Annotated in this window: 21 protein-coding genes; 12 read left to right on the top strand and 9 right to left on the bottom strand. The window is 31.2% G+C overall.

What is annotated here, in order from left to right:
- Window positions 1–28: 28 nt before the first annotated feature.
- Window positions 29–1,228 carry an LETM1-related biofilm-associated protein gene (locus tag IEV63_RS02665; RefSeq protein ID WP_188405218.1) on the top strand — a complete coding sequence of 400 codons (1,200 nt, stop codon included), beginning with the start codon at window positions 29–31 and terminating at the stop codon, window positions 1,226–1,228.
- On the opposite strand, the gene IEV63_RS02660 is transcribed toward IEV63_RS02665, so the two are convergent.
- Window positions 1,225–2,523, bottom strand: coding sequence for an NAD(P)/FAD-dependent oxidoreductase (locus tag IEV63_RS02660; protein ID WP_188405217.1), 1,299 nt, complete (start codon window positions 2,521–2,523; stop codon window positions 1,225–1,227). The two genes, IEV63_RS02665 and IEV63_RS02660, sit on opposite strands and share 4 nt — an antisense overlap.
- Before the next feature lie 125 nt (window positions 2,524–2,648).
- Between IEV63_RS02660 and IEV63_RS02655 the strand changes: the two genes are divergently transcribed.
- A complete protein-coding gene (locus tag IEV63_RS02655; RefSeq protein ID WP_188405216.1) occupies window positions 2,649–3,335 on the top strand; it encodes a cell division ATP-binding protein FtsE in 687 nt (228 codons plus the stop codon).
- On the opposite strand, the gene IEV63_RS02650 is transcribed toward IEV63_RS02655, so the two are convergent.
- A complete protein-coding gene (locus tag IEV63_RS02650) occupies window positions 3,332–4,153 on the bottom strand; it encodes a 2OG-Fe(II) oxygenase (RefSeq protein WP_188405215.1) in 822 nt (273 codons plus the stop codon). The two genes, IEV63_RS02655 and IEV63_RS02650, sit on opposite strands and share 4 nt — an antisense overlap.
- 56 nt (window positions 4,154–4,209) lie before the next feature.
- On the opposite strand from IEV63_RS02650, the gene IEV63_RS02645 reads away from it, so the two are divergent.
- From IEV63_RS02645 to panB, 4 genes are all read left to right on the top strand, one after another.
- A complete protein-coding gene (locus IEV63_RS02645) occupies window positions 4,210–5,124 on the top strand; it encodes a glycosyltransferase (RefSeq protein WP_188405214.1) in 915 nt (304 codons plus the stop codon).
- Entirely contained in the window at window positions 5,114–6,052 is a 939-nt protein-coding gene (locus IEV63_RS02640; RefSeq protein WP_188405213.1) for a glycosyltransferase family 2 protein, read from the top strand. The genes IEV63_RS02645 and IEV63_RS02640 overlap by 11 nt, the downstream gene beginning before the upstream one ends.
- Window positions 6,053–6,120: 68 nt before the next feature.
- Entirely contained in the window at window positions 6,121–7,407 is a 1,287-nt protein-coding gene (locus IEV63_RS02635; RefSeq protein ID WP_188405212.1) for a mechanosensitive ion channel family protein, read from the top strand.
- An 81-nt stretch (window positions 7,408–7,488) separates the two neighbouring features.
- Window positions 7,489–8,307, top strand: a complete 819-nt coding sequence (panB, locus tag IEV63_RS02630; RefSeq protein WP_188405211.1) for a 3-methyl-2-oxobutanoate hydroxymethyltransferase — start codon at window positions 7,489–7,491, stop codon at window positions 8,305–8,307.
- Window positions 8,308–8,733: 426 nt separating this feature from the next.
- On the opposite strand, the gene IEV63_RS02625 is transcribed toward panB, so the two are convergent.
- The 3 genes from IEV63_RS02625 to IEV63_RS02615 are packed head-to-tail and all read right to left on the bottom strand — an operon-like array spanning window position 8,734 to window position 9,983.
- Entirely contained in the window at window positions 8,734–8,982 is a 249-nt protein-coding gene (locus IEV63_RS02625) for a DUF6952 family protein (RefSeq protein WP_188405210.1), read from the bottom strand.
- A complete protein-coding gene (locus IEV63_RS02620; RefSeq protein WP_373283707.1) occupies window positions 8,963–9,292 on the bottom strand; it encodes a thioredoxin family protein in 330 nt (109 codons plus the stop codon). The genes IEV63_RS02625 and IEV63_RS02620 overlap by 20 nt, the downstream gene beginning before the upstream one ends.
- A gap of 52 nt (window positions 9,293–9,344) precedes the next feature.
- Window positions 9,345–9,983 carry a peroxiredoxin gene (locus IEV63_RS02615; protein WP_188405208.1) on the bottom strand — a complete coding sequence of 213 codons (639 nt, stop codon included), beginning with the start codon at window positions 9,981–9,983 and terminating at the stop codon, window positions 9,345–9,347.
- 284 nt (window positions 9,984–10,267) lie between these two features.
- Here IEV63_RS02615 and IEV63_RS02610 point away from each other — a divergent pair, with 284 nt between their 5' ends.
- Window positions 10,268–11,881, top strand: a complete 1,614-nt coding sequence (locus IEV63_RS02610; protein WP_188405207.1) for a family 16 glycosylhydrolase — start codon at window positions 10,268–10,270, stop codon at window positions 11,879–11,881.
- 88 nt (window positions 11,882–11,969) lie between these two features.
- Here IEV63_RS02610 and IEV63_RS02605 read toward each other — a convergent pair whose 3' ends face one another.
- The 3 genes from IEV63_RS02605 to IEV63_RS02595 form a co-directional block, all read right to left on the bottom strand.
- On the bottom strand, window positions 11,970–12,923 hold the full coding sequence (locus tag IEV63_RS02605) for a M48 family metallopeptidase (protein WP_188405206.1): 954 nt from the start codon (window positions 12,921–12,923) through the stop codon (window positions 11,970–11,972).
- 10 nt (window positions 12,924–12,933) lie between these two features.
- Window positions 12,934–13,491: a LemA family protein gene (locus IEV63_RS02600; RefSeq protein WP_188405205.1), complete on the bottom strand. Its 558-nt coding sequence runs from the start codon at window positions 13,489–13,491 to the stop codon at window positions 12,934–12,936.
- An 82-nt stretch (window positions 13,492–13,573) separates the two neighbouring features.
- Window positions 13,574–14,083, bottom strand: a complete 510-nt coding sequence (locus IEV63_RS02595; protein WP_188405204.1) for a hypothetical protein — start codon at window positions 14,081–14,083, stop codon at window positions 13,574–13,576.
- Between the two features lie 303 nt (window positions 14,084–14,386).
- Here IEV63_RS02595 and der point away from each other — a divergent pair, with 303 nt between their 5' ends.
- Complete coding sequence (gene der / locus IEV63_RS02590; protein WP_188405203.1) at window positions 14,387–15,691, top strand: ribosome biogenesis GTPase Der; 1,305 nt, start codon at window positions 14,387–14,389, stop codon at window positions 15,689–15,691.
- A gap of 166 nt (window positions 15,692–15,857) precedes the next feature.
- Here the strand turns inward: der and IEV63_RS02585 are convergent, their stop codons facing one another.
- On the bottom strand, window positions 15,858–16,781 hold the full coding sequence (locus IEV63_RS02585; protein ID WP_188405202.1) for a LysR family transcriptional regulator: 924 nt from the start codon (window positions 16,779–16,781) through the stop codon (window positions 15,858–15,860).
- Between the two features lie 89 nt (window positions 16,782–16,870).
- Between IEV63_RS02585 and IEV63_RS02580 the strand changes: the two genes are divergently transcribed.
- From IEV63_RS02580 to IEV63_RS02565, 4 genes are all read left to right on the top strand, one after another.
- Window positions 16,871–17,176 (top strand): hypothetical protein, encoded by a 306-nt coding sequence (locus IEV63_RS02580; RefSeq protein ID WP_229737159.1) that lies wholly within the window; start codon window positions 16,871–16,873, stop codon window positions 17,174–17,176.
- 45 nt (window positions 17,177–17,221) lie between these two features.
- A complete protein-coding gene (locus tag IEV63_RS02575; RefSeq protein ID WP_188405201.1) occupies window positions 17,222–18,643 on the top strand; it encodes a proton-conducting transporter transmembrane domain-containing protein in 1,422 nt (473 codons plus the stop codon).
- Between the two features lie 3 nt (window positions 18,644–18,646).
- Window positions 18,647–20,947: a putative inorganic carbon transporter subunit DabA gene (locus IEV63_RS02570; RefSeq protein WP_188405200.1), complete on the top strand. Its 2,301-nt coding sequence runs from the start codon at window positions 18,647–18,649 to the stop codon at window positions 20,945–20,947.
- 483 nt (window positions 20,948–21,430) lie between these two features.
- The coding region (locus IEV63_RS02565; RefSeq protein WP_188405199.1) for a S8 family serine peptidase at window positions 21,431–24,256 on the top strand (2,826 nt) is incomplete at its 3' end.

The following is a 24,256-nucleotide window of genomic DNA, read 5'->3' as shown; positions in this document are numbered from 1 at the left end:
GTTTATATTTATAAATTAAATTTAATGTATGAATCCATCTACACAAGGTTGGATTACCAAGCTACAACTAGCATCAGAATCTTTTTTTAATAATTCCAAAAATTGGGATGAACATGAATTTTACGATTATTTACTTAATGCTGGTTTTATTTACGGAACCAATATAAGTTGCATAAATACTGAACTAAAAACCGAATTAAATTACACCCAAGAAGAGTTAGCAAAACTAAATTTAGTTTATGCCTTAATGCATGTTTGTAAATCGAAATCGGCTGGTACTACAAACACTTCAGAAATAGAACAAATTATCAGTTTTTATACCCAAATTACTTCTAACTCGAAGAAAAACTTTGGAGTTTCGTTAGCTAGTAAAAACCATGCGTTAAACCTAGAAACTATAATTCATAATCGTGTACAACCCAAAGGAAGCTTGCTTCAAAAAAACTTCAGTAAACTACTTACCAATGCAATGCTTTTTGCTGATGTAATTTGCTTTCAAATATGGTTAAAACAACCTGAAAAACTTAATCAACTTGCCATCGAATTAGAAGGTGTTTTAATTAATTTAGTGTATTTAGCTATTCAAGAAAAAACTGAATTAGGAAAATATGAAGAATTAATTATGAAACTTCTACTTTCTTCCTTACGATACGAAAAGAGAAACCAAAATAAAATGTGTGCATTCGATGAAGTTAATTTTAAAATCCTTGATGATTATTCAATTAAAAAATATGCCATCGACTTAATTTGTATGGCTATTTATAGCGACGAATTAATTGAAGTTTCAGAATCTGAATTTGTTTTTCAACTGGCATTAAAAATTGATTTAGCTACTAACGAAGTACAATCTTCAATTGAATATTTACAAAAATTTGTAACTGAATACAAATCAGAAATAGCATATTTTAACGCTAAAAATCCACTTCAAAATTTTTATAGCCGAACACAACGAAACACTCAAGTTTTATTAAGAAGAAACAAAAAAAGGCTAACACAGGAGATAATGGAAAGTAAGGAATTGTTCATTTTACTTAAAGCATCAACCAATCGCGATTTAAGTTTAACTGAAAAACAAAAAGTAAAAGAACAGCTTTTCGATATATTTAAAAGCATTCCTTCTTTAGCAATTTTTGCTCTGCCAGGTGGTGGCGTTTTACTTCCGATAATTATTCGCTTTATTCCAAAATTACTGCCTTCTTCATTTAACGAAAATAATAAGTTTAATTAATCTGCATCATTCATTTCTACTCGTTTAGTTTTAAATGGCCGTACAATTAATCGTGCAGCTCTATCGTAATTAATGTAATTGTAAACCCAATTAAAAAATGTTACTATACGGTTTCTAAAACCAACTAAAAACCACAAATGCACAAACATCCATACAAACCAAGCAGAGAAACCACCAAACCTTATCTTACCTAAATCTACTACTGCTTTATTTCTTCCTATAGTTGCCATGGTGCCTTTATCGAAATACGAAAATGGTTTCATACTTTTATTATTTAAAAGCAATAAGAGATTTTTAGCTAAATGTTCGCCTTGCTGGATAGCTGGCTGAGCAACCATAGGGTGTCCATTAGGATAATCTTCATTTTGCATGATGGCAATATCGCCAATAGCAAATATATGTTCATGTCCATGAACTTGATTAAACTGATTTACCTGATAGCGGTTAGTCTTTTCTACAAATGCATGGGCTTTTAATCCCCGAACTGGAGCTCCAGTAACTCCAGCCGACCAAATAAAAGTTTCTGTTTTAAACTTTTTACCCGTGTTGGTTGTTACAATGTTGTTTTGGTAGTCTTCAACAAATGTAGAAGTGTGCACCTTTACACCTAAGTTTTCTAAAAATCGTTGAGCATTTGCAGAAGATTTTTCACTCATAGGTGGCAGCACTCTTTGCTCACCTTCTAATAAATGTACATGAATTTCATCTGGATTTAAATCCTTATAATCTTTAGTAACTATATGGTTTTTTAATTCGGCAAGCGCACCGCTTAGCTCAACACCAGTAGGGCCAGCTCCAGCAATTACAAAATTCAGTAAAGCTTTTCTTCTATCTTCATCTTCCGTAATAGTAGCTTGTTCAAAATTTTCTAAAATTAAACTACGTAAATTTAAGGCTTGTGGTACTGACTTCATCCAAACTGCATTTTTTTCAACATTTTTATTACCGAAAAAATTGGTTTTCGAACCGGTCGCAATAATTAAATAATCGTAAACTAAGCTGCCGATATTTGTTTCAACTGTTCGATTTTCAGGTAAAATTTGATGTACTTCAGCTAAGCGAAAAAAAGAATTATTAGATTTATTTAAAATTTTACGAAGCGGGTAAGCGATGGAATCGGGCTCTAATCCTGAAGTAGAAACCTGATATAATAAGGGTTGAAATGTATGGTAGTTGCGTTTATCGAGCAGTACTAATTGTACTGGCTTATTGAAGAGTTTTTTAACAAAAGATATACCTGCAAAACCGCCACCAACAATTACCACTCTAGGATGTTTTGAAGAAGGAATGTTCATTATTTAGTTTTTCATAAATTTACAACAGCAACAGCGGTTTACATTTACTTTAACTTTGCTTTGTATTTATTACTTCAATTACACAATAAATAATATCTTTAGACCCAAACAAAAAATACTTTTTTATGTCTGAAGTTATTTTAGATCTCAAAAACGCAAGTATTTACCAACGAGAAAGCTTAGTTTTATCTGATATTAATATTAGTATTAACAAAGGAGAATTTGTTTATTTAATTGGTAAAACAGGAACCGGTAAAAGTAGTTTTATGAAAACTCTATACGGTGATTTACCTTTAAAAGAAGGCAAAGGCAAGATTGTTGGAGAAGATTTAAGCACATTAAAAGAAAAGCAAATTCCTTTTTTAAGACGTAAATTAGGTATTGTTTTTCAAGATTTTAAATTATTAAACGATAGGAACATCGAAGATAATTTATTGTTTGTGCTAAAAGCAACTGGCTGGAAGGAAAAAAACAAAATGAAGGAAAAAGTTACCCAAGTGCTAACCAAGGTCGGAATGAAAACCAAAAACTTTAAATTTCCTTATCAATTATCGGGTGGCGAACAACAGCGCGTTGCCATTGCTAGGGCTTTGTTAAACGACCCAGAGTTAATTTTAGCAGATGAGCCTACTGGGAATTTAGATCCACAAACTTCGGTTGAAGTTATGGAAGTGCTTCAAGAAATAAATAAAAATGGAAATACGATATTAATGGCAACGCACGATTATGCATTACTTTTAAAATATCCTTCTAAAACTTTAAAATGCGATGGACAAAAAGTATTTGAAGTTGTACAGAAAAGAGCAGTCTAATTTTTTTCCTTTTTATACACATGCGGATTTTCAACAATACCTTTCTTGAAAATTTTTCTAATACCCATTCGTATCATGGAGTCTAATTGAAGTATTTTATCTTTTAAAAATTCATTTGGTCTTCCTCTAAATGAAGTTACATGAAATTCATCATTAATTCTAAAAGGCTTTTTGGAGAAATAATAATTAGAAATACAACATCTAAAACTTTTGGTTTCAACTTTAGAAACCGAATGAAGTGAATTTTGATGTGTAGCCATAACTACCAATCTATTAAATTTAGAGTGAATTGTTATCGGTTTTTTATGTAAACCATTAGGCCACAATTCTAAATTCCCACCATCATTTAATTCCCATGAAGGTGAAACATAATATAATAAATTTAAAACACGCCAAAGCTGTCGGTCTTTATCGTGAGAGTTGTCTAAATGTGGATTTAAAAATTGGTTTTCTCCCATACAAGACAAACCACCAGCATATAAATGTTCATCAGGTACCGCAAACTTAATTCCGCAAATTTCAGCAATTAAATTAACAACTTTAGGTTGCTGAAAAGCATAAATACATTCTTCTAATAAAGCATTGTATTTATTCATTTTAAAACCAACATACTTGTCTTCTCTAATGCTTTTTTTATGCATCATATCATGGCTCTCTGGAAATAATTCGAATAAATTTAAAGCCAAAGCTTCCGGCAGCAAATCATCAATATAAAAAAAAGGAATAGCTTCTTTATGCTTGTTAAATTGATCTTTAATAACAACTTGATGCGCTACTAATTTTTTGTAAATTTGATCTGCAATTTGAAAGCGATTCATAATAAAAAAGGATGGATTTAATTAAGTAACTTTGTAAAGTTAATAAAATTCTGAAATTGTTAAGCATTCTCATTCCTAATTTCAACGATAACTGCCAAAATTTGGTTTACAGTCTAGCACAAGAGATTGAAAAACTAGATGTTGAAGTAGAACTTATTGTTGGCGATGATGCTTCTACAGATACAGAAATTCAAAACAGCTATTATCAGCTTGAAAATTTACCTTATGTAAGGCTTATAAAAAATAAAACAAATTTAGGAAGAGAAAAAACAAGAGTATTGTTAGCCAGAGCGGCTCAATATAATTGGTTGCTTTTTTTAGATGCTGATGTAATTCCGCAAAAAAAGAATTTTATCGATCTTTTTATTAAACAGATTACTAAAGATGAAAATACAGATGTAATTTTTGGCGGAATTAAATACCAAGAAAAACCTACAAATGCTCAGTTTTTATTACGGTGGAAATACGGTAAAGCAAATGAAGAACAAAGTTTAAAACAACGAAAAAACAATACATATAAAAGTTTAGTAACTGGTGCAATTTGTATCCAAAAGCATGTTTTTTTAAAGTACACACTGGTATTAAACCACGTTTATGGTTTAGATATGGTTTTGGCTTATCAATTAAAAAAGGCTAAAACAGCTATAAAACATATAAACAATGCAGTGTTTCACTTGGGCTTAGAAAACAATGAAACTTTTGTTCATAAAACAGAAGATGCACTAAAAAGTATTATTTTATTAGAAAATAAAAATATAATTTCGAATAATTTTCGGCCCATTCAACAAGCTTTTTTGAAGCTTAAAAAATTAAAATTAATTTCATCTTGCAACTTAATTTATAAAACACTGGCTAAGCTTTTGGTATTAAACTTAAAAAGTAACTCGCCAAACTTGTTTTGTTTCAATTTATACAGGATGCTTTATTTTTGTCATTTAAAGCAGGTTAATTCGTTGGGTAATGAAAACTAAAAGTCATTTTTTTTCTGTAGTAATTCCCTTGTATAATAAAGCAAATTACATTCAAAATTGCATTAAAAGTGTATTGCAGCAAAAGTTTTCAGATTTTGAATTAATCATAATAAACGATGGTTCTACAGATTGTTCTTTACAAAAGGTTGAAGCTTTTACAGACCCTCGGATCTCAATAAAAAGCCAGACAAACCAAGGTGCTGCAACTGCAAGAAATCACGGTGTTGATATAGCTTCAGCTAAATGGATAGCTTTTTTAGATGCCGACGATGTATGGAAAGCAAATCACTTATCGGTTTTACACGAAGCCATATCGAAATTTCCAAATGAATCAATTTTTACTTCACAAGCGGAAATAATTGACCATAAATTTCGTACCCGTAAAGCAACATACAATTTTAAAATTCCGAAAAACACTGTGGTTCTTCCCTACTTTAAAAATAGTTTAGCTCACGATTTGCTCATTACTTCTGGTTTTGTTATTGAAAAAGAGTTTTTTAATTGCATTGGAAAATTCGACAAACATATTGCATCTGGTCAAGACACCGACCTATTTATTCGCATTGGCTTACAAAAAAATATAGTTTTTATACCTAAAACAACCTTTAGTTATTATGTAAATTCTGAGAATAATCTGTCGCAATCTCCACGTTTTAAAGAACGCATAATCCTTTTAGAAAAATATAAAAAACAAGGCACTAATCATAAGTTTTTAAAATTATACCTCAACCAAAATTGGTTTTCTATTTATTTGAAATCGAAGATACAAGAAGATCAAAATTGGAAACTTGCTAAAAGTAAAATCGATTTAAATTGCTTGTCTTTTAAACAAAAAATACTTTTGAAGCTTTCAACAAATGAATTGAAATTAGTAAAACACCTTCAAGAAAAACTAAAACAGGCAGGAATATATAAGTCTGCTTTTTAGAGAAAATACTTCTTGTTTTAACTGAAATTTATCTACCTAACTTTCTTATTTTTGAATAAAATTTAAGCATGAGCTCCAAACCCATAACTCGGTATTTTTACAGGATTTTTACAGAAGACCTAGGATTGAATGAAAGTTTAGCGCAGTATTTAAACTTGCTTATTAATTTGGTTTTTACTTTTTTATTGGCTTATATAATCTACAAGGTTCTGCGTGTTTTTGGTGAGCGTGTTGTAAATAAAATTGCCGCTAAATCTAAAACTCATTTTGACGATTATTTAGTTAAAAACAAAACCTTTCTACATATTTCAAATTTAATAACCATTAACTTTATATCAGTTTTAACCCCTTCTATATTAGTGGATTTCTCCGAAGCTGAAATTTATGCAGAAAAATTAGTAAGCCTTTTATCTGTAGTTTTCATTATTGCACTTTTACGAAGCATTTTATTAACTTTTAAGGATTTTTTAAAAACCATGAAGGCTTTTAAAGATAAACCTGTAGAAAGTTACATTCAAGTATTTATGATTGTGGTTTGGTTAATTGGTATTGTTGTAATCTTCAGCATTATAACCGACCGTTCTTTAACAAAACTATTTACTGGTCTTGGCGCACTATCTGCTGTTTTATTATTGGTTTTTAAAGATACAATTTTAGGATTTGTTGCTAGTATTCAAGTTTCTGTGAATGATACCGTGCGAATTGGCGATTGGATTAGTATGGAAAAATATGGGGCTGATGGTGATGTATTCGAAATTAATTTGGCTTCTGTAAAAGTTAGAAACTTCGATAATACCATAACTACAATTCCTACGTATTATTTAATATCCGATTCGTTTAAAAACTGGCGGGGCATGAGTCAATCTGGCGGGAGAAGAATTAAACGTGCAGTATTAATAAAGGCAGAATCTATTCAATTTTTAAATAAAAATGAAATAGAAGAATTTAAAAAGATACAACTCATTACAAACTATGTAGGGCAACGTTCTAGCGAAATAAACGAGCACAATAACCGAATTAAAGCCGACAAATCTGTATTAATTAACGGCAGAAATCTCACTAATTTTGGTATGTTTAGAAAATATGTAGACGAATACTTAAAACAGCATCCTGCTATAAATAAAGATATGATGGTAATGAGCCGGCAATTAGCTCCGAGTCCAGAAGGTGTTCCGTTAGAAATTTATGCTTTTAGTAAAGATAAAATTTGGAAAAATTACGAACACATTATGGCTGATATTTTTGATCATATTTTAGCCGCTGTTCCATATTTTAAATTAGAAGTTTTTGAATACCCTACTGGGAAAGACTTTAGTAAAGACTTTAAAACGAAATTGAAAGAAATTAATAGCTAAAATTAAATGGAATTAGTGTTGAAATTGTTCTCTTAAAAGATAAATTCAAGCTAAAATCCTACATTTGTAAAAACTAAAATTATGTCTGTAGCTAAAAAGCAATATAAAAGAATTACCGTAAAATCTTTGGTCGATATGAAAGCCAATAAAGAACGCATATCGATGTTAACTTCCTACGATTTTACCATGGCTAAAATTGTAGATAAAGCTGGTATTGATGTAATTTTAGTGGGCGATTCTGCTTCCAACGTTATGGCAGGCCACGAAACTACGCTTCCTATAACCTTAGACCATATGATTTATCATGCTACCAACGTAGTTCGCGCGATTAATCGTTCTTTGGTGGTGGTAGATTTACCATTTGGAAGTTACCAAAGCGATCCAAAAGAAGCCTTGCGCTCTGCAATACGAATTATGAAAGAAAGTGGAGCACATGCCGTAAAATTAGAAGGTGGAAGTGAAATTAAAGATTCTATTAAACGAATTTTAAAAGCTGGTATTCCTGTAATGGGACATTTAGGTTTAACCCCACAATCTATTTATAAATTTGGAACTTATACCGTTCGTGCAAAAGAAGAAGCCGAAGCAGAAAAATTAAAAGAAGATGCATTGCTTTTAGAACGCTTAGGTTGTTTTGCACTTGTTTTAGAAAAAGTGCCAGCAAAATTGGCCGAAGAAGTAGCTAAAAGTATTAGTATTCCCGTAATCGGAATTGGTGCTGGAAACGGAGTTGACGGCCAAGTTTTAGTAATTCATGATATGTTAGGAATGGACCATGAGTTTAGTCCGCGTTTTTTAAGACGCTATGCCGATTTAAACACAATCATGACTAAAGCCATTCAAGATTACAATAAAGATGTAAAGTCTGGCGATTTCCCTAATGAAAACGAACAATATTAGGAAGAAGATTTTTTAGTAAAGTACTCAAGATGAAAAATTAATTGAATAAAAGAAAAGTAATCGCTAGTGAAACAAATTGGAGTTCATCCAATTTATATTTGTAAAGTATCTTGGAGTATTTTATTCTCTTTTGATAGTTAAGTTGGTGTAACTAACTTACTTTCGATATTTCTTAGACTAAACTGAGTATTTTTGGTACCAAAAGTCGTCTTAACTTCTGTTTACCAAAAATTTCCATTTTAAATATTTTTGGTGAACAACTAAAAAGCCTAAACCTAACTTTAAAACTGCAGCATAAAGTAAAAAAAACACATAAAGAAGCCTTTATAATTCTATTGTCTAGATATAATCAAACCAAAAAACAATCATGAAAATTGGTAACAATTGAAAATTATAAAGGCTTCTATAAAATTTTAATGGTATGGATTATTGGTCTATAGAACCTAAAACACGCTTAGCAAAAGCATTGGCTGCATCTTTTTCAGACATACCGTCTTTAACCATTTTGTCCATTTCTACTGCGCCTGCTAAATTTGTTATTAGCTCTCCAACTACATCCATCTCATCTTCTTTAACGGAACGATGTTCACAAAAAGACTCTAATACTTCAATGGTATGTTCTAGCTTTTGGGCATCATTATTTTTTTGAAAATGTTTAATTATTGGTAACTTCATTGACTAATTCTTTTAAAGATTCAAATTTGTTGGTTTGTACTTGATTTTTAAATTCCCCTTTTTCAAAAACAGCAAATGTGGGTAAGTTATTTACATTAGCTAACTTTCTAGATTCAGGATTTTTTTCAGCATCGATTAAAACAAAAGGAATGTGTTCGTTTTCTCCTGCTAATTTTTTAAATTTTGGCTTCATTAAACGGCAATTCCCGCACCAACTTGCAGAAAACTGTACAACAACCTTATTGTTGGACTCTACTACTTCTTTTAATGTATCTTCTTTTAATTCTTGGAACATAGCTTTTTTATTTATTTTAGTTGTTCAAGTAAGCGCAAGCTTACTTGAACATTTATTTATGGATAGTTTATTTAGAAGCTAAATAAGAAGCTACACCTTTTCGGTCTGCTTTCATCGCTTCTTTTCCTTCTTCCCAATTTGCAGGACAAACTTCACCATGTTTTTGAACGTGGGTGTAAGCATCAATCATTCTAATGAATTCTTGTACGTTTCTTCCAACAGGCATAAAGTTAATTCCTTCATGAAATACTAAACCTTCTTCATCGATTAAATAAGTTGCACGGTAAGTAACATTATCGCCATCAACTAAATAATCGCCAGTTTCGTCGTCATAACGTTCGTTAGTTACATCTAAAATACCTAATTTTCTACTTAAATTTCGGTTGCTATCAGCAAGAATTGGGTATGTTACGCCTTCAATCCCACCATCGTCTTTAGCTGTATTTAACCAAGCAAAATGCACTTCTGGAGTGTCGCAAGATGCACCGATTAAAACTACATTTCTTTTTTCCAACTCAGCTTTAGCTTCTTGAAATGCATGAAGTTCGGTTGGACATACGTACGTAAAGTCTTTTGGGTACCAAAACAACAATACTTTTTTATTGTTCTTTTTTGCTTCTTCTAATACATTTATTTTAAATGTATCGCCCATTTCATTCATGGCATCTACTGTTAAATCTGGAAAGGTTTTACCTACAATTGACATAGTTTAAATTTTTAAATTTGTTTAGAACAAAACTAGCCAAATTATAGGTTTAAGATGCTAAATTATTCTTATGATTTTTTATTTAGATATAAGATTTTACTATTGTTTGTGTTTTTCAACATCAACTAAATTGATGTTTTGTTAAATATAATTTCCTAATTAAACTGAACGAAGCTGTACTTTTAAAAGATAAACCACTACAAGAACTTAACTAGTTTGATTTTTAAGGAAAAAGATGTTTTAAACAATGGTAAATAATATATATTGTGAAAAAAATTATGTTAATGAAAAAAGTAAGTTTAATTCTATTATGTTTATTTAATATTTCGCTTTACAGCCAACTTTTACAAGATGATTTTGAAGGAAGTAGCAGTATAAATTGGCAACAAGATGACTGCGAAGTAATTGAAGCATTTGAAAATCCATATCTAGAAGGTATAAATACATCGAATAATGTACTAAGTTATCATGACACTGGGGGAAGTTTTGCAAATGCTTTCTTTAATTATTCAGCTTCCATTAATTTAGGTACCAACACCGTTTTTAGTTTTAAAATATATGTTCCTTCTAGTGGTGTAACAGGCAATCAGCCTAATCAAGTTTCATTAAAACTTCAAAATAATCAAATTCCAGCGCCATGGAGTACACAAACTGAAATTATAAAACCCATAATTTTAGACGAATGGCAAGAAGTTAGCTTCGATTTTGCAAATGATAATTACATTAATCTAAGTCCAGATTCTCCTGCTCCACTAAATCGAAATGATTTAAATAAAGTTTTAATACAAATTAATGGTGAAAACAATACAGACGAAGTTTTAGCTTACATTGATGATTTTTATTTTCAAGGTGAAGAGTCTGATGAAGAACCTGTAGAAGACCCCATTTACGATGAGTTGGTTTGGGCTGATGAATTTGATGGTAACGGAGCTATTGATTTTACCAAGTGGCATCATCAAACTGTTTTACCACTTAACGGAAATTCTTGGTTTAACGGAGAAATACAACATTATACAAACCGAACTGATAATTCATATTTAGATAATGGAGAATTACATATAGTTGCTAAAAATGAAACCTTTACAGATCAAGGTATAACTAAAGATTATACTTCGGCTAGATTAAACTCAAAATTTGCATTTACTTATGGTCGAGTTGAAGTTAAAGCAAAACTGCCGACAGGAGTTGGAACTTGGCCAGCCATTTGGATGTTAGGAACAAATATTGAAGAAATCGGAACGTATTGGGATAATGAAGGTTTTGGTACAACTCCTTGGCCAGCTTGCGGTGAAATTGATATTATGGAACATTGGGGAACCAACCAAAATTACATTTCTAGTGCCATGCACACACCATCAAGTTTTGGTGGAACCATAAACCATGGCGGACAAGTTATTCCAACTGCTTCTACCGATTACCATGTGTACACCTTAGAATGGTTTCCCAACAGAATGGTTTTTAGTGTTGACGATGTAGTGCACTATACCTATCAACCTAATGTCTATAACGCAGATACTTGGCCGTTTGATAAAGATCAATTTATCTTACTTAACATAGCTATAGAACCTAGCATAGATTCTACTTTTACCGAAAGCAGTATGGATATTGACTATGTTCGAATATACCAAGAAACCAATTTAAGCAGCAATGATTTTACAGTTGAAAATAAACTAAAAATTGCGCCTAACCCAGCAATTAACCAAACACATATTTATGCTCCTGCAGAAGCCATGGGAACACAATTGAGCATTTTTGACACACAAGGTAGATTAATTGATAAAGTTTCAATACATACAACTAGAGTGCAAATTAATACAAGTGAATGGAGTCCTGGAATTTATTTAATTAAAGAAACAAACACCAAACAAAGTCATACTTATAAGTTAATAAAGCAATAAGTAGGTTTTTTATTTCAATTCAAAAGCCGATTTATGAAAATAAATCGGCTTTTGAATTATATGTATTTCTATCGAAGAATTTTCAACATTAAAATTGCTCTAAAAACTGAATTCGCTTTTCTATGGGCGGATGCGTAGAGAACAACTTCCCTATTCCTCCCATAAAACCTACTGCTCCGTCTTTGGGAGTATTTTCAATAAACAATTCTTGTACATCTTCGCTTTTTACATCATCTACATGATGATTTGGAGCTATTTTTTTTAGAGCAGATGCTAGTGCCCAAGGCTTACGCGTCATATCTGCGGCACCGGAGTCTGCCATGTATTCTCTTTTTCTACTCAGCGCAAATTTGAATAAAAGTGAAATAAAGTAAGCAACAGCAGCAATTACCAAAATAATAATCATAGCTTTTCCAGAGTCTTTATTATTTCTTCGTGAAGTCATACTTCCGTATAAAAAACTTCGAAAAGCTACTTGCACTACAAAAGAAAATATACCGACAAAAATAATGCTTACTACAAGTAATCGAACATCATTATTTCGAATATGCATCAATTCGTGTGCAATTACACCTTCTAGTTCATCATCTTCAAGTTTGTTAATTAAGCCTCTCGTTAAAGTTACTGTGTAATCTCTTTTCCGAATTCCACTAGCATAAGCATTCAGCGCTTCACTTTCAATAATTTTCACTTTTGGCATTGGCATACCTACACTCATGCATAAGTTTTCAACGAGATTATAAACACGCATATTTTCTTTACGGCTTAAGGTTTTTGAACCAGTTGCCATAGCAATCATTTTTGCATTAAAAAAGTAAGCAATTACAAACCAAATACCAACAATTATAAGTGTAGCTGGAATAGCACCTAAAAATAAATCTATAGCAACTTCGGGTTGTGCGTTACCATATTCATCGAAGGTAAAAAAATAAGTTGCAGCAAAAACAGCTGCTAACAACAACAAGGGAAAAGCAATTAATATAAGAACTGACCGTGTATTGTTACGTTTAATTTGGGTTTGAATACCCACAAATTTTGCCATAAAATTAAAATTAGAAACTTACATCTGGAGCTTTATCTAGATCAGCTCTAGCTTCTCCTAAATCGAACATAGGCTGGCGTTGAAAACCAAACATTCCCGCAAAAACAACATTAGGAAATTTTTCAATGGCAGTATTTAATTCTCGTGTAGCCGAGTTAAAAAATCGTCGAACAGCAGCAAGCTTATTTTCAATATCTGAAATTTCATTTTGCAACTGCATAAAGTTTTCATTAGCTTTTAAATCTGGATATGCTTCAACTTGAATACTTAAGCCTTGTAAAGCTGAACCTAGTTCTTTTTCTGCTGCTATTTTTTCATTTACAGTACTCGCATTAATAGCTTGTCGCCTTGCATTGGTAACCGACTCGAGTGTTTCACGCTCATGAGACATGTATCCTTTTACTGCATTAACTAATTGTGGTATTAAATCATGTCTTTGTTTTAGCTGAACATCGATATCTGCAAATGCATTTTCTCTTCTATTTCTTAAACCTACTAAGTTGTTGTAAATAGCAATAACCCATATAACTAAAACAACAATTACTCCAATAACGATTAATAATTCCATTTAATTTAAGTTGATGTGTGAGTGTCAAATATACATAATAAAATAATGGGGTAGTTTAAAATAACTAAACCTTACAAGAATATTATTTCAATACTCCTTTTATAGTATGAAGTAAAAAATAAGCTTGCTTTTTTCCACGATTACGATTATATCTAGCATAAAAATAAAGGGCAATCCAAATACAAGTACACAGGATTAATAAACTAATTTGAAAATTGATACTTTTTTGTAATACAAAATTTGCGTACATCATAATTAGTGTACTAATTATGGTAATACCCAAGCCAAAATGCAAAAACATAAATAAAGTCCACAATGCTGGATCAGGTCCAAATTTGGCATTGATTTGCGTAGTATTTAAAACTTTTTTGCATTCTAAATGCAAATTTGGAGAATACATTTTTTTATTTTTATGAGCAATACCTAACCATATATGTTGGTCGCTTACTTTTAAACTGATTTTTTTTAACGTTGAAACTGGAAGCATTTTTATACTTTCTACAAGAGCAGTAAAAGACTTTTTTGTTTCTAATTGAAAATGTACCCTAAGGCTTACTGAATTTTCAAAATCAAAATGAGTTGGTTTAGACATTTTACTAAATAAATTTTTTAAACATGAGTGTCTGGTTAAAACTGATTAATTAATATTATCTGGCATCGCATCAAAATTTAGTAGACTTATTCTTTTTTCTTAAGCCAAATCCTTTCGTTAAATCTATAACAAAATAAAAAAAGATAAATTATTCTCATTTATAGCACGATACCATTCCAAATGTAAAATGTTTTTAATTAAAACAAGATTATTTGTATCGATTAATTTCTTTTTAGCTGAAGCTACAATTACAATCCAAACCATTAAAAAGTAGTACCTTTGCAAATTGTTAAAATTTCAGTTATGGGAAATATAGTTGCCATTGTAGGAAGACCAAATGTGGGAAAATCTACTTTTTTTAATCGCTTAATTCAACGCCGTGAAGCTATTGTAGATAGTACAAGTGGTGTAACCCGTGATCGCAATTACGGAAAAACCGATTGGAATGGAAGAGAGTTTTCCGTTATCGATACAGGCGGTTATGTTGTGGGTAGCGACGATATTTTTGAAGCTGAAATTGATAAACAAGTAGAATTAGCCATTGAAGAAGCCGATGTTATAATTTTTGTTGTAGATGTAACTTCAGGAATTACTCCCGACGACCAAGGCGTAGCTAAATTACTTCGCAAAAGCAACAAACCTGTTGTAATAGCAGTAAATAAAGTAGATAGCAATAAAAATATATTAGATGCTACTGAATTTTATAGTTTAGGCTTAGGTGAATATTACACCATTTCTGCCATTAATGGAAGTGGAAGCGGCGATTTACTCGATGCAGTGGTAGAAGCTTTACCCGATGCGGTTGAAGAAGTAGAAGAAGATTTACCTAAACTTACCGTTGTAGGTAGACCAAACGCAGGAAAATCGTCTTTTATTAATGCTTTAATTGGTGAAGAAAGATACATTGTAACCGATATTGCTGGAACTACTCGAGATGCTATCGACACACGTTATAATCGCTTTGGATTCGATTTTAAATTGGTAGATACCGCTGGAATTAGAAAAAAATCTAAAGTAAAAGAAAATTTAGAATTTTATTCTGTAATGCGAAGTGTTCGCGCCATTGAGCATGCCGATGTATGTATTTTAATTTTTGACGCTAATCGTGGATTTGATGGGCAGGTAGAAAATATATTTTGGTTAGCCGAACGCAACCGTAAAGGCATCGTGATTTTAGCCAACAAATGGGATTTAGTTGAAAAAGAAACCAATACCATCAAAAATTTTGAAGCTTCAATTAGAGAACGCATTTCTCCGTTTACCGATGTACCAATTGTTTTTATCTCTGTACTTAACAAACAACGTATTTATAAGGCCATAGAAACTGCTATTGAAGTTTATAAAAACAGAAGCAAAAAAATTAAAACACGTGTACTTAACGAAACAATGCTTCCATTAATAGAGCAAAACCCACCACCAGCATTAAAAGGTAAATATGTAAAAATTAAATACATTACTCAATTACCTACTCCACAACCACAATTTGCATTTTTCTGTAATTTACCTCAATACGTTAGAGATTCGTATAAACGATATCTTGAAAATCAACTGCGTAAAAATTTCGATTTTAACGGTGTTCCCATTTCAATATATATGCGAAAAAAATAAATAGTAAGTATCTTTTTGTTTAGGTTCAGACTTTCTTATAAATTTTTCAATATTTCTGTAAAATTTGGGTGAAGCAAAATAAAAAATGATTGGCAACCAAAATATACACTATAAATTCATTTTATAAATGCACTGCTAGCATTTATGCCATTTAAAAAATTAATTTTTAGCTAAAATCGTCCTTAATCCATGAAAAATGATTTTTAACAATTTCATTTTTATGTGTTTCTATAAAATTTAAAAAAACTTGAGCAGCTGGCGAAAGATTTTTAGATGCCAGCCAAACAAGCTGCCATTTGGTAGTTATAGGAAGCCCTTTACAAGGAATAATTTGTAAATCTTTATTTTTTAATTCATTTTTAATACCTATTAATGGCATTATAGAAAAACCGAGTCCTGCAATTACAGCTTGTTTTACAGCTTCATTAGAAGTCAATTCAATTTTTTTATCAATCGAAATTTTATTTGAAATTAAAAAATCTTCCATTGCTTTTCGTGTAGCCGAACCTTCTTCTCTATAAATAAAAGGTAAATCGTCTAAACTATTTATATTATTTAAATCGTGTCCTGTAAGTGAAGATCCAACTAAAAATAATTGATTTTGAAGTAATTCTAGTGTATTTACCTTTAATTTATCGGGCAAAACTGAAACCATAGAAAAGTCAACTTCATTTTTTTCTAAACTTCTAATCACTTTTGTTTTATTAGTTACATCAATCACCAAGTCTATAGCTTGGTAAGTCTGCATAAATTCGGTCAAAAAATAGGGCATTACATACTTTGCAGTAGATGCGATAGAAAGTGTTAATTTACCAGTTAAATATCCTTTATAGGCATTTGTTTTATAATTTATTTCTTCAACCTTTTCTAAAATATTTCTTGCCGATGTTGCTATTTCTCTACCAAAGTCTGTAATATAAATTTTACGACCGATTTGTTCCGTTAGAGCAATAGAAAACTGCTCTTGAAAATTTTTTAATTGTATAGAAACCGCTGGCTGGCTAAGATGTAATTCTTCAGAAGTTTTGGTGATGCTTTGACTTTCTGAAATCTTCAAAAAAACCCTAAGCTGATGCAACGTATAATTCATAAATATTTTTAATAGGTTCTATAAAATATATTAATAAGAACTTAGAGTCTAAAATTACAACCTTTGTTTACACAAAACAAATAAAATTTATGAAAACTAAGATGGGAAATGAAACTGCTGAATTAAAAAAGACAATTAAACTAGTTGATGGGGAATTTAGCAAAGTACAAGCACTAGATATAGTTTCATCTTTAATCGATCAAAAAATTAACTTTCATAAAGTTGAAGGAATGCAGCTTTGGGAAAGGGACCAACTTAGCGATAAAAAACCTATTAACAAAAGAATAGATCAACTTAAGGGTGAAAAAGAAAGTTTTAAAAATTACATTAAAGAAAGTAAGGATAATTCTAAAAAATTTAAAATATCTGGTTTTTTGAATATTGAAGTAATTTAATAATTTGCTTAAAAAATTTTGTAATACTTACTAAAGATTTCTACAATGCAAAATCAAGTACCAACAGTATCTAAAATAATTGAACCCTTATTATGGATATTTTTTATAGTCAGTTTTATCTGCATACCCTTATATTTTATACAAGAAAAAGTTATTTACCTAGGAAAATACATACGTATTAATGGTTTAAGCTTAATTATATTTACAACTGTAGGTTTTTTTGGAGCTTTAATAAGCACCTATTCAAAACGATATTTACAAGGCTTCACCTATCAAAAACGTTTTTCGCTATTTAGCATTGGGTTTGTGTTATCTGTTTTATTTTTTGTAATAGCAAATTCGAGTATTTTAATTCTGTTAAGTTGGTTTTTAATGGGTTTATTTATGGCCAAATTAATAGGCGTTAATGCAGATTGGGGCGAAGCAAGACATGCGTCTAATTATGCCTTTCGATTTTTCTTTTCCAGTACAATTTTACTAGGATTAAGCTTAAGCATCTTAACGTATTATTCCAGTTCGTTTCAGTTGGACTACATTTTAAATAATTTAGATCTTATACCAAACTCCATGCTTGTTATAGCAGCCATTTTGTTAATAATCGCTGGCTTTATTCAATCTGCTTTATTTCCTTTTCATAGATGGTTACTTTCTGCAATGACAGCCCCAACTCCAGCTTCTGCATTAATGCATGCAGGTTTTATAAATGGTGCAGGAATTTTGTTTACCTTATTTGCAAGTTTACTTATTAGGTCTAACACGCTTATGCTACTTTTTGTTTTGGGTGGTTTTATAGCCTTAATTGCTCAGTTTGTAAAACTGCTTCAAGTGAATGTAAAACATAAACTGGCTTGTTCTACTATTGCCCAAATGGGTTTTATGGTGATGCAATGTGGCTTGGGCTTTTTTAATGCTGCCATTGCTCATTTAATATTACATGGATTTTATAAAGCTTACTTATTCCTTTCTTCTGGTGAAGAGATAGAGATGAGCAATCCAAACAAAGTTACCAAGATTAACATCAAAATAATTCAAGCATTTTTTGTTATTTTATTTGGTTTAGCAGGAGCTGTTTTATTTATGCTGTTAACCGGAAAAACAAGTCTAAATAATACTAGCATATTTTTAACCTTAATTGTTGCTATTACTGTAGGACAAGCCACTTATAACATTATTAGAGAAAAAAGCTATAGTTTTGGACAGCGCCTAATTGTTTCAATTAGTTTTTTTGTAATAGGTATCGTACTGTATGCAGTGTTTTATAACGCAGTGAGTTTAATACTAAATGAATCTAATTTTGTAATTAAACCACACCAATTGAGCCTTTTCGAAATTAGCTTTGGCATTCTTTTTTTAGCCAGCTTCTTCTTAATGAAACTCGGAATTTATCGAAACTCACCTTGGCTATATGTAAAGCTTTTAAACCTAACACAACCCAACAAAAACACGATTTTAAAATTCAAATCTTAAAAAATGAATCATCAAATTCTGAAGCAAAATATTGAATTAGCGGCTACATCTGTTGGAACTACTTGGCCATTATACTCATTTGTTACTTCAAATCCTTTATCTGGTTACGAAAAACAGAATTTTAAAACTGCTTGCTTAAATGCATATCAAAAAACTGGTAACTTAGCCTTGCCTGATGCTCATTTTTTTAAAGATGCGCTACAAACAAATTTATTAAACTCATCTCAACTAGCTGAAATTTTAAAAACACATCAATATTCGGGTAATATAGATAGATATTTTGAAGAAATTAAAGAACTAAAATCTAAAAGTAACCTAAACAAGACACAAGCAGTAGATCAAGTTTTAGTGAAATGGATGAGTGTTTTTTTAGATGAAGGTTTAGCTGATTGGGAAATGCCAAACAAAGAAAAAGGCTTTTATGCTGCCTGGAAAAGCCTAGCCAAATACGATGCCAATTTAAACATTAGTAAGTCATTTAATTTTCCAAAAGATAGCATAAGTGCAATTGAAAAATTCACTAACGATATAAGCACCAACGAGCAAGTAAAAATTTTCGAAAAGCATTTTGCTTCGCTTCATGGTTGGGTTGGTTTTTTAAAATACAGACAAGAGAATACTACGGAATGGTTTAAAAAATTCCCATTTCCACTAGCAGATTATTTAGCGGTAAGAATATTAATTTCGTATTTCTTAAAAGTCAGTTTACCCTCTAATTTTTATTTAACTGAATCTGAACAAAAGGTTTTTAACGTTAGTATAGATTGTTTAAAAGCTATTGAAGATGCTTGGCAAAATAAAATGGTTTATCAACTAAATTTAGCAGCTTCTAATCCCATACAAAAAAACGAACCTATCGATGTACAATTAGTATTTTGTATTGATACCCGTTCAGAATTAATTCGAAGAAATATTGAAATTGCTGGAAATTATGAAACTTATGGATACGCAGGTTTTTTTGGTATTGCTATGGATTACGAAGATGCATTTTCAGGAATTAAAAGAAAATCTTGTCCGCCCATTTTAGCTTCAGCGTATAAGGTTACAGAAGAAGGAAATATAGAAGAAGAAAATAATTTCAAAAAATTAAAAAAACAACATAAGCGAAGTTCATTCAAAAATTATTTTTTAAAACGAATGAAAAATATACTTCCATCTGCCTTTGGTTTTGTTGAAGGAGCAGGATTAGTATATGGTTTTCAATTAGTAAAAAGAAGCTTTTTCTTCAAAAAAGACCATCAAAAAGATATTAAATATTTAGAGACTACTTGTAAAACCAAGGTTGAACATGCTAACGATGCTTCAGAGTTAAGTTTAGATGAACGTGTGCAAATTGTAAAATCAGCTTTCGATTTAATGGGATGGAAAAAATTTGCCGATTTAGTTGTTTTTGCTGGACATGCTAGTAAAACAGCCAATAACCCATTTGCTTCTAGTTTAGATTGCGGTGCATGTGCAGCAAGTCCAGGCAGACATAATGCTAGACTAATCGCTCAATTGGCAAATCAAACAGAGGTTAGAAAAGCTTTGTTAACAAAGCATCAGATAAAACTTGAGAATAACACGCTTTTTATTGGAGCTGAACACAACACAACAACCGATGAAATTTCTTTATTCGATGGAGATGCTCCTATTAAATTTGAAGCAAAAATTAAAGCATTAAAATCTGATTTAAAAATAGCTCAAAAAACGGCAACTTTAGAAAGACTTGGGAAAAGCAATAGTGTAAATTTAGCTTACAGAAAATCTTCAGACTGGTCTGAAACAAGGCCAGAATGGGGCTTAGCAAAAAATGCTGGATTTATAATTGGCCCTAGAGCACTTACCCAAAATATGAATTTAGAAAGTGAATGCTTTTTACATTCCTACGATTGGAAAAAAGATGAAGATGGAACTGCATTAAATGCTATTTTAAACGGCCCAATGGTGGTAACACAATGGATTAACAACCATTATTACTTTAGTACAGTTAATAATGCAAATTATGGCAGTGGTTCTAAAATCACCCTTAATATAGTTGGAAAGTTTGGAGTTGTACAAGGCAATGGTGGTGATTTAAAAACCGGACTACCTCTACAATCTGTAAAACAATCTGACGAAAATTATTACCATAAACCTCAACGTTTGTCTGTTTTTATAAATGCTCCAAAACAATTGATTAATAGTCTATTAAATAACAACCCAAACTTAAAAAAACTTATCGAAAATGAATGGATTCATTTATTGGCTATCGACCCATTGCATAATAATAAAGTAGATAAGTACGTAGCTGAAAATAAGTGGAATAATTTAAGTGCAACATAGCCTATGGCATAAATGTGTTCTTAAAGTATTATTTTAACTTATTTAATTGCCTACGAGCCAGAACATATCTTTGTTTGGACAAATAATAATTGTAGCTACTAATAAAAATTCCAAAAAAGAAATCATTTTTATATGTTTAATTAAATAATATTTAATGAATAGACATATGCTCAAAAAGGACAAGTAATTATAATTCTGAAAGTTAGTACTTCGATTGATGGAAATTGATAAATAACCTGCATATCCGCCATTATTTATGTTAAATTTAAAATGATACATTGAAAAATACAACACATAAATGAGAAGTAATCTTAACTTCAATTAACAATAGCAACTAAAATTGAACTAATAATTTACAGTCAAAGAAGTAGACAAATAAATAGAATAAAAAAAAGACTTATCAATATTAAGATGTAAAATTGATTTGTAAAAATATTTTTTTTATGCTACATAAATATATATATTTCGATTTCAATTTTTAAGATGAAGAAATTACAAAAACTATTAATATTTTTACTTGTTTTATCAAGTAGCTTTAGTATCGCTCAAACTAAAGACCAAAAAGAACTAATTACATCTAGGTATGATTTAACTAAACTTAATCAACTTATATCTAAATATAGGCTTATTGCTTTAAATAAAGAAAATAATAAATTAGTTAAGGCAAAACAGCTTAACATCTCTCCTAAATTAAGATTAAGTAATGGGAAATTTGCAGAGTTACAAAACGTTTTAGATGATGGGACTCCTTTATACTATCAAAGCTTTAATGTTGATGCAGCTAAATCCACAAGAACAAATCATTTGAATATTGGAGGTTCGACAGGATTTAACCTTGATGGACAAGACATGATTGCTCATGTTTGGGACGGAGGTCATGCTAGAGCTACTCATCAAGAATATCAAGGTGAATCTAACGGGTCTAGAGTTACTATTATGGATGAAGCCTCAGAAGGTCTAGATTTGAATTTTCATGCAGGCCACGTTACGGGAACTATTATAGCTTCGGGTATTTTGCCAGCTGCTAAAGGAATGGCACCGAAATCAAAAGTTGATTCATATAAATGGAATAATGATTTAGTTGAAGCCGCTAATTCTGCTGCTGCTGGGATGTTAATATCTAATCATTCTTATGGTTATATGCCTGACAATTTGCCAGATTACTATTTTGGAGGCTACATAGACGAATCTAGTAATTGGGATAACCTTTTATACAATACTCCCTACTACCTTATGGTTGTTGCTGCTGGAAATGATGGTAATAATTCTTGGAATGGTTCACCACTCAATCCTAATTTTCCACAATTTGATAAGTTAACAGGTTTCTCAACATCAAAAAATAATCTTGTAGTAGCTAATGGAAGAGATGCTGACGTTAGTCCTGATGGCGAATTGATTTCAGTTTTAATAAATACAACTAGTAGTCAAGGACCAACAGATGACCTCAGAATAAAGCCAGATATTACAGGTAATGGAACAGGAGTATTTTCTACCTTTGCTGATGCAGATAACTCCTACAGTACCATTTCAGGTACATCTATGGCAGCTCCAAATGTAGCTGGAAGTGCTTTATTACTTCAACAGCATTCACAAAACTTATTTAACGAATACATGTTGTCAGCTACCTTGAAAGGTTTAATCTTACATACGGCCGATGACGCTGGATTAGAAGGACCAGATGCTAATTTTGGTTGGGGATTGATGAATGCAAAACGAGCGGCTGAAACATTGTCCAGTAAAGATAATGGGGCTATTATAAATCCTCTTTCGTTATTTCCTAATCAATCCTATACAATTGAAGTTGAGAGTAATAATGTTGATGATTTGTTAGCTTCAATATCATGGACAGACCCTGCTGGCCAATCGTCTACAAGTATTAATTTAGATACTGCTAGTTTGGTTAATGACTTAGACATAAAAGTTGAGCAAAGTGGAATTGAATATTTACCTTGGAAGCTTACAGGGGTTAATTCTAACGAAAAAGGAAATAATACTAAAGATAATTTTGAACGTGTTGATATTGATAACGCTTCAGGAATATATACCATTACTGTTACACACAAAGGGCAACTTTCAAATTCACAACAAAACTTTACTTTAATTGTAACTGGTCTAACAACCCAACCATTAGTTTGTGAAGCTACTACTCCAACTGGTTTAGGTCTTAGTGGAGTAAGTTACAATTCAGCTTCATTGTTTTGGGACAATATGTCAAATGTTGAGTATAATTTTAAATATAAAAAACAATCTGACGACCAATGGATTGAAGTTTCTTTATCCAACAATTTTATAAACCTTAATGATTTAACGGAACTAACTACCTATGAAGTTCAAGTTAGTTCGATCTGTACTTCTGAAAATACCGAATCAGATTACTCTGAAATTTTAACCTTTACCACTGAAGAATTTGTGCTAAGTTATTGTGATTCTTCAGCTTCTGATACCAGTGATGAATATATTGCAAGAGTAAGACTTGAAACTATTGATAATGAATCTGGAGCAGGTTCTGGTTACTCAGATTTTACAGCTATTTCAACTAATCTTATTATTAATGAAACCTACACCGTTACTGTTAATCCCGCGTGGTCGGGGACGGTTTACCAAGAAGGTGTTTCAGTTTGGATAGATTTTAATAGAAATGGACTATTTACAGACAGCGGTGAACAGGTACTTCAATCAGCCCCATCAACAGCCGATGAAGTCTCAAATACATTTACAGTACCAGCTGAAAGTGTTGTAGGTGAAAATTTAAGAATGAGAGTTTCTATGAAATATAATGAAACTCCATCACCATGTGAAAATTTTACTTGGGGTGAAGTAGAAGATTATAACATTCAAATATTACCAACCAGTAATTGTGAATTAATGCCCCCAGAAGGTGAAGCTTCACAGCTATTTTGTGAATCTCCACTTCTTGAAGATATTGAGCTTGATACTTCTTCTGTAGTTTGGTATTCTCAAAGTTTTGGAGGTACTTCTCTCGATCCAAATTATAACATATCTAACGGAGAAATACTATATGCCGCTCGCGTTCAAGGTGACTGTGAGAGCGAAGATAGATTTGAAGTTATGGTATTAATAGGTGATGATATCAATCCTATTCCCGTTTTTGAAGAATTAGAAGTTGTTACAGCTCAATGTGAAGTAACATCATTAACTCTACCTACAGCAACTGATAATTGTGATGGGGAAATAATTGGAACAACCAATGCTGTTCTTCCTATTACAGAAACAGAAACCATAACTTGGACATATCAAGATGAATCTGGAAATTCAGTTACTCAAAATCAACTAATTTCGATAAATGAT

This window comes from Psychroflexus salis, from assembly GCF_014640175.1.
GTDB lineage: Bacteria > Bacteroidota > Bacteroidia > Flavobacteriales > Flavobacteriaceae > Psychroflexus > Psychroflexus salis.
Note: the sequence above shows the minus strand (reverse complement) of the source record. Positions and strands in the feature narration are given on the sequence as shown.